General features: G+C 63.4%; 5 protein-coding genes. All 5 read left to right on the top strand.

Annotated elements, in window-relative coordinates; translation table 11 throughout:
* A partial coding sequence (locus BLX41_RS36480) for an energy transducer TonB family protein (RefSeq protein ID WP_259745267.1) occupies positions 1 to 298 on the top strand: 298 nt, incomplete at its 5' end.
* A 43-nt stretch (positions 299 to 341) separates the two neighbouring features.
* Positions 342 to 2,582, top strand: coding sequence for a TonB-dependent receptor family protein (locus tag BLX41_RS28135; RefSeq protein ID WP_123727524.1), 2,241 nt, complete (start codon positions 342 to 344; stop codon positions 2,580 to 2,582).
* A 28-nt stretch (positions 2,583 to 2,610) separates the two neighbouring features.
* Positions 2,611 to 3,255, top strand: coding sequence for a MotA/TolQ/ExbB proton channel family protein (locus BLX41_RS28140; RefSeq protein ID WP_123727525.1), 645 nt, complete (start codon positions 2,611 to 2,613; stop codon positions 3,253 to 3,255).
* Between the two features lie 113 nt (positions 3,256 to 3,368).
* A complete protein-coding gene (locus BLX41_RS28145; RefSeq protein ID WP_123727526.1) occupies positions 3,369 to 5,072 on the top strand; it encodes a bifunctional metallophosphatase/5'-nucleotidase in 1,704 nt (567 codons plus the stop codon).
* Positions 5,073 to 5,254: 182 nt separating this feature from the next.
* Positions 5,255 to 7,471: TonB-dependent siderophore receptor (locus BLX41_RS28150; protein WP_259745269.1), on the top strand; the 2,217-nt coding region annotated here is incomplete at its 3' end.

A 7,471-nucleotide genomic window follows, 5' to 3' on the forward strand; every position in this document is an offset into this window, starting at 1 on the left:
GGAAAGCCTGTACACCGCCGCTTTGCGCAAGGAACTGGAAAAACACAAGCAATACCCCAGCGGCCGCGAGGCCTCGCTGCAACGTCCCCAGGGCGATGTAGTGATCTGGCTGGAAGTCGATCGGGCCGGCAACGTGCTCGACAGTGGTATCGAAAACAAGGCGCCGAACATGTTGCTCAATCGCGCGGCGCAAACCAGTTTGCGCCGCGTGGAGAAAGTTTCACCGTTTCCCTCGGACGCGTTCTCCGGCAAGAACAAGCAACGTTTTACCGCGACCTTTAGTTACAACGTGGAATAAACCCATCACCTATTAACGAAAGTTGTAAGCAAGGGATTGACCCGTGAAGATCAATAAACTTTATGCCCTGCTTCTGGCATCGGGCCTGGGCAGTTTTGCGCCATTGGTTCTGGCCGACGATTCCGTGGACGTCGGTTCGGTGAACGTTGCCGGTAAACAGACCCTGGGCAACGGCCACATGATCAAGGAAGAAAGCGCCAAGGGGCGCTCCACCGTGACCAAGGAGGCCATGGATCAGATGGCCCCCACCGCCAACGCCGTGGACAAGCTCAAGTACACCCCGGGGATCAACGTCTCCAGCACCGACGCCACCGGCCTGAGCGGCACCAACTTCACCATGCGCGGGATGAACTCCGATCAGGTCGGGCTTTCCGCCGACGGTTTCCCGATCAACGATTCGGGGGACTACAGCATCTACCCGAACCTGATGGGCGACCCGGAGAACTTCAGTGAAGTCTTCGTCACCCAGGGCTCGTCCGAAGCCGACGGCCCGCACATCGGTTCCAGTGGCGGCAACATCGGCCTGGTGACCGTACGCCCGACCAAGGACTTCGGCGTCTTCGCCAAGCAGTCCATCGGTTCGAACAACGTGCGCAAGAGCTTCGCCCGTCTCAACACCGGTGACCTGGGCGGTTTCAAGACCTGGGTCTCGGCGTCCCACACCGAGGGTGACAAGTGGCGCGGCAAGGGCACCCTGCGGGCCGACAAGGTCGAGTGGAACACCCTGTTCGAAGACGGCAACGGCAACTCCACCAATGCCATCGTCAAGTACAACCTGCAGGAAAACTACAACTACAACAGCCTGAGCAAGGCCCAGTTCCAGAATCAGGGCCGGCGCCTGGACTACTCGGAAAGCACCGTGTTCAAGAACGGCAGCGTGTCCCAGTCCTACAAGCTCAACCGCAACCCCTTCGAAAGCCTGACCGCCTCGGTGACCCAGCGCTTCCAGCTGCGCGATGACCTGAGCCTGACCTTGAACCCGTACTACGTATGGTCCAACGGCGGCAGCTTCAGCGGCCAGACCGCCACCAGCTTGTCCGCCTCGTCGAACAAGGCCGGCAACTACAACCTGAGCGGCTTGCCTGCCGGCACCTACTACCGGCCGTCGTGGACCGAAACCTGGCGCCCGGGGATGACCACCAAGCTCAAGTGGGACCTCAACGAAGAGCACAGCCTGGACGTCGGTTACTGGTACGAGCGCGCCCGCCAGCGCCAGACCCAGCCCTTCATCGGGATCAAGGGCAATGGCGCCCCGGAAAATGTCTGGGGCGACTACAACGGTTCCGACCAACTGGTGGATCGCAACGGCGCCACGGTCCAGGGCCGTCACCAATACACCGTGACCCCGGCGCAGAAACTCTGGGTGCAGGACACCTGGCAGGCAACCCCGGACCTGACCCTGACCGGGGCCCTGGCCTACCAGTACGTGGAACGTGACGGCAACAACCTCGGCAGCCTCACCGACAAGCCGGAAAAACGCGACGCCAAGTACCACGAGTTCCTGCCCAGCTTCAATGCCAAGTACCAGATCGACCCGAACAACCAGGCCTTCTACAACGTCACCCGCAACATGCGCACGCCGCCCAACTACGTGCTCTACAACAAGGGCGATTCCATCAGCCTGAAACCCGAGCTGAGCTGGAACCAGGAACTGGGCTGGCGCTACAGCGAAGAGAACATGGCCCTGAGCGCGACCCTGTTCTACATCAGCTTCAAGGACCGGCAGATCTCCACCACCGACGTCAACGGCGACTATGTGGTGGCCAACGTCGGTGAAGTGAAGAACCGCGGCCTGGAGCTGGAGTGGAGCGGCAAGTTGCCCCACAACTTCAACTACTACGCCTCGTACACCTACACCAAGTCCGAGCAGATGGACGACCTGAGCAACAAGAACGTGCTGCTGCCCACCTCCGGCAAGCAACTGGCCAACGTGCCGGAAAACATGTTCAACCTGAGCCTGGGCTACGACGACTCGCGCTACTACGGCAACGTCGTCGGCAAGTACGTCGGCGCCTTCTATGGCGACCTGACCAACGACGAGAAGATCGCCGGCCGCACCGTGGTGGATCTCAACGCCGGTATCCACTTGCCGGTGGACAAGAAAGTGCTGAAGTCCGCGACCCTGCGCTTCTCCATGCTCAACGTGTTCGACAAGGAATACCTGGCCTCGACCCGCACCGTGTCGTTCAACACCCAGCGCACCAATGGCCTGGCACCGAGCACCGCCTACTACAACGTCGGTGAGGAACGCACCGCGATGGTCTCCCTGGAAGCCGGGTTCTGATCCGCTTCAGGCACACGAGGAAATGACGATGGACATGAATCTGCTGCACGACATCACCTTCTACACCATGTACGGCGCCGCTGCGATTGCCGCCTTTATCGCGGTAGAGCGGGGCATCTACTTCAGTTTCAGCCTGCGCCAGGCGAAGAAACTCGAGGCCGTGCTCAACCCGAAGATGCACAGCGTCGACGACCTGCCCGCCGAGCTGCGTGAGCGCAACAGCCTGCCCCTGGAAATGCTCGCCGAGCTGTTTGCCCACAAGCAGGGACTGGCCAGCCACAAGGACCTGGAAGACCTCAGCGAATCGATCTACATCGCCACCCGCAGCAAGCTGATGCACGGTCTGTGGCTGCTGGAAACCGTGGTCACCGCCGCGCCCTTGCTGGGCCTCCTGGGCACCATCCTGGGGATCATCGACACCTTCAAGGCCCTGGCCGAGACCGGCGTCAGCGACCCGGGCGAAGTGTCCAAGGGCATCGGCACCGCGCTCTACGCCACGGCCCTGGGGATCGCCATTGCCCTGGGCAGCATGATCTTCCACAACCACTTCCAGGACCGGGTCGAGCGCATCACCGATCACCTGAAGATCCTCCTGCTGCGCGCCGGCATGGGCACCGCGCTGAAGGCTCCGCCGGCTGCACCAGCGATGCAGGGCAGCCTGCAAACCGCCTGATGAGCTGTCCTCTGTAACCGCTGGTGATCGACGCTGGAGCCCCTGTTGTTCAGGGGGCTGCGCCGGCTGATCACCCGCGGTCTTTTTTTGCCGATTTGCCAAGGACTCTATCCATGTCCCGTCTTCGTCCCATGCCCCGGATGCTGGGTGCACTGACCCTGGCCCTGATCACCCTGGCCGGTTGCAGTTCGGTGCCGCGCGCGCCGCAACCGGTGGCGGTGAACATCGTCGCCATCAACGACTTGCACGGCTACCTGCAGGCCAACCCCTTCAGCGTCAAGGACCCCCAGGCCCCCGGCGGTGTGCGCAAGCTTGCGGCCGGTGGCATCGCCACCCTGGGCGGCATGCTGACCCAGTTGCGCCAGCAGGACCCGCAACTGCTGTTCATCGGCGCCGGCGACCTGGTAGGCGGCAGCCCGCCGCTGTCGGCCATGTGGGCCGATGAGCCGACCCTGGACGCCTTGCGCCAGATGGGCATGAAGCTCAGCGCCATCGGCAACCACGAACTGGACAACGGCAAGGCCGAGTTCCTGCGCCAGCTCAACGGTGGCTGTCAGTCATCGCGGCCGGACAAGGCCTGCCAGTTCCGCCCGAACTACCCAGGCAGCGGTTTCCCCTACCTGGCCGCGAACCTGATCGACAGCGACACCGGCAAACCCTTGCTGCCGGCCTACCGCATCGAGGAGGTGCGCGGGGTCAAGGTGGCCTTTGTCGGCGCGGTGCTGCGGGACGTGGCCTCGGTGGTCAGCGCCAAGGGCATGCGTGGCCTCAAGGTTGTCGATGAGGCCGAATCCATCAACCGGCTGATTCCCGAGCTCAATGCCCAGGGCGTCAACGCCATCGTCGCCGTGGTGCACCAGGGTGGCGCGACCCCGGAACCTTTCGATAAGCAGGACTGCTCGCAGTTGAGTGGCGATATCGTCGACGTGGCCAAGCGCCTGGACCCGGCGGTGGATGTGCTGATCAGCGCTCACTCGCACCAGGGCTACCTGTGCAAGGTCGGGCCATTGCTGGTGACCCAGGGCAATTCCTACGGCCATCTGCTGACCCATCTGACCCTGCAAGTGACCCCGGGCCAGCACCGGGTGGCGAGCATCCAGGCCCTCAACCTGCTGGCCGATCCGGCCCGTTATCCACAGGACCAGGACTTGGCGAAGCTGCAACAGGAGGTCGAGGCCCGCAGCAATCAGGTGCTGCTCCAGCCGGTGGGGGCGATTGCCGCCTCGCCGATTGCCCGGCGCGCCGACAACGCCGGGGAAATGCCCATCGGCGACCTGATCGCCGATGCCCATCTGGCGGGTGGCCGGGCCAACGGTGCGCAAATCGCTTTCATGAATACCGGCGGTATTCGCAGCGATCTGGCCCTGGAGCCGGGGCAGACCCAAGTGAACTACGGGCAACTGGCGACCCTGCAGCCGTTCAACAACAACCTGATCGCCTTCGACCTCACGGGGCGGCAGATCGAACAGGTGCTCAACCAGCAATGGAAGGGCGCGGACGATGCCAACATCCTGCAAGTGTCCCAGGGCTTCAGCTACCGCTGGGATGCCAAGCGTCCGCCGGACAGCCGCATAGTGCCCGGCAGCGTGCGCCTCAACGGCAAGCCGCTGCAGGCCGAAGCGAATTACCGGCTGGTGATGAACGGCTTCCTGGCCGAGGGGGGCGACCGCTTCAGCCTGTTCAAGAGCGGCCTGAACCGCAGTGACCTTGGAGTCAGCGACCTGGAGGCGATGCTGCACTACCTCAAGGCCATGGACCAGCAAGGCAAGCCCGTGGGTTCCAGCGCCAGCGCCGGGCGTATCCAGCGCCTCAACTAGCATCGGAAGGATTCTGTAGCCGCAGCCTGCGGCAGCGGCTACAGGAAGCTTTATGAGTGCGCCGTGTTGCTGTCCTGAGAATATTTTAAAAAAAAGGTGAGGTCTTTGCGCGCGACATACGTGTAGTGCTTGAAAGTGCGACTAATTCGCATTAATGGTGCTTTTACACACGAGTCTCCAGCATGAAGTCCAGGGCAAATTCGGCGGCAAACGGTTCGGTCAAATGGTGGTTCGGCGCTTCGGCGCTGGTGGTTTCGGGGTTGGCCCTGCTGCCCCTGAGCGTGGCGCAGGCGGCCGAGGCCGGCAGTGCGCAACACAGTGCGCTGTTCAACTTTTCCATCGCGGCCAAGCCACTGCCCCAGGCTCTGAGCGACTTCACCCGGGTCACCGGGATCAGCGTGGTCTACACCGACGAGGCACCCTACAGCCTCAAGGCTCCGGCCGTCACTGGCCAGTTCAGCGCCGAGCAGGCCCTGCAGCGCCTGTTGGGCAATTCCGGTTTCACCTACCGGCACAGTGACGCTCATACCCTGATCCTCGAACCCCTGCCCAAAGGCGCGGGGCTGAACCTGGGGACTTCCAGCATCACCACCCAGGGCATCGACGACAGCACCAGCTACCAGCCACCGGCCACCACTTCGGTGGCCCGTTCCCAGGCGCTGAACCAGGAAATCCCGCAGATCATCAACGTAGTGCCGGCCCAGGTGCTGCGGGACCAGACCCCGCGCAATCTGGACGATGCCCTGAAGAACGTCAGCGGCATCACCCAGACCAACACCCTGGGCGGCACACAGGATGCGGTGCTGCTGCGCGGTTTTGGCGACAACCGCAACGGCTCAATCATGCGCGACAGCATGCCGGTGGTGCAGGGCCGGGCGCTGAATGCCACGGCGGACCGGGTGGAAGTGCTCAAGGGCCCGTCGTCTCTGCTTTATGGCATCCAGGACCCGGGCGGGGTCATCAACATCGTCAGCAAGAAGCCTGAACTGCAGCAAGCCACGGCCCTGACCGTGCGTGGCTCGAGCTACGGCTCGGGCAAGAACGGCAGCGGCGGCAGCCTCGACACCACCGGGCCGCTGGGTGATTCCGGGCTGGCCTACCGGTTGATCGTCGACCACGAGGACGAAGACTACTGGCGCAACTTCGGCACCCATCGCGAATCCCTGGTGGCGCCGTCCCTGGCCTGGTACGGCGAGCGCACCAAGGTGCTGCTGGCCTATGAGCACCGCGAGTTCCTGACCCCCTTCGACCGTGGCACCGCCATCGATCCCAAGACCAACCACCCGCTGGACATCCCGGCCACCCGACGCCTGGACGAGCCGTTCAACAACATGGAAGGGCGCTCGGACCTGTATCGCTTCGAAGTCGACCACGAGCTCAGCGACGACTGGAAGGCCCACTTCGGCTACAGCTGGAACCGCGAGACCTACGACGCCAGCCAGGTGCGCCTGACTGCCGTGAATGCCAACGGCACCCTGACCCGGGCCATGGACGGCACCCAGGGCGCCCTGACCACCGACCGCTACGCCACCGTCAGCCTGGAAGGCCAGGTGCAACTGGGCGGCATGCGCCACGATCTGGTCTTTGGCCTGGACGACGAGTACCGCAAGATCTACCGCGCCGACCTGATCCGGCAGAAAAGCCGGACCACCTTCAACTACCTGAACCCGGTCTACGGCCGGGAAGTGGCCGGAACCACAGTCAGCGCCAACGACAGTGCGCAGACCGACCTGTTGCGCAGCGACTCGCTGTTCTTCCAGGACGCCATCCACCTCACCGACCAGTGGATTCTGGTGGGCGGCGGACGTTTCCAGGAGTACGACCAGTACGCCGGCAAGGGCCGGCCGTTCCGGGTCAATACCAACAGCAACGGACAGAAGTTCGTGCCGCGGGCTGGGCTGGTGTATCGCTACACCGACCAGTTGTCGCTCTATGGCAGCTACACCGAGTCGTTCAAGCCTAACTCCAGCATCGCCGATCTGGCCGGTGGCAGCGCGGTGCTCGACGGCTCCATCGCCCCGGAAGAAGCCAAGTCCTGGGAACTGGGGGCCAAGCTCGACATCCCCGGGCGCATCACCGCCAGCGCGGCGCTGTTCGATATCACCAAGCGCAATGTGCTGGTGACCACCGCCACCGCTACCGAGACGGTCACCAGCGTCGCCGGCGAAGTGCATTCCCAGGGCCTGGAACTGGACCTGACCGGGCAACTCACCGACCAGTGGAGCCTGATCGGCAGCTATGCCTACACCGATGCCGAGGTCACCAAGGACACCCAGTACAAGGGCAAGCAACTGCAGAACGTGGCCAAGAACACCGGCTCGCTGTCGGCGGTCTACGACTTCGGCAGCCTGATCGGCGGCGACCGCCTGCGGGTCGGCGCCGGGGCCCGTTATGTCGGC

The organism is Pseudomonas protegens (assembly GCF_003732485.1).
GTDB lineage: Bacteria > Pseudomonadota > Gammaproteobacteria > Pseudomonadales > Pseudomonadaceae > Aquipseudomonas > Aquipseudomonas protegens_B.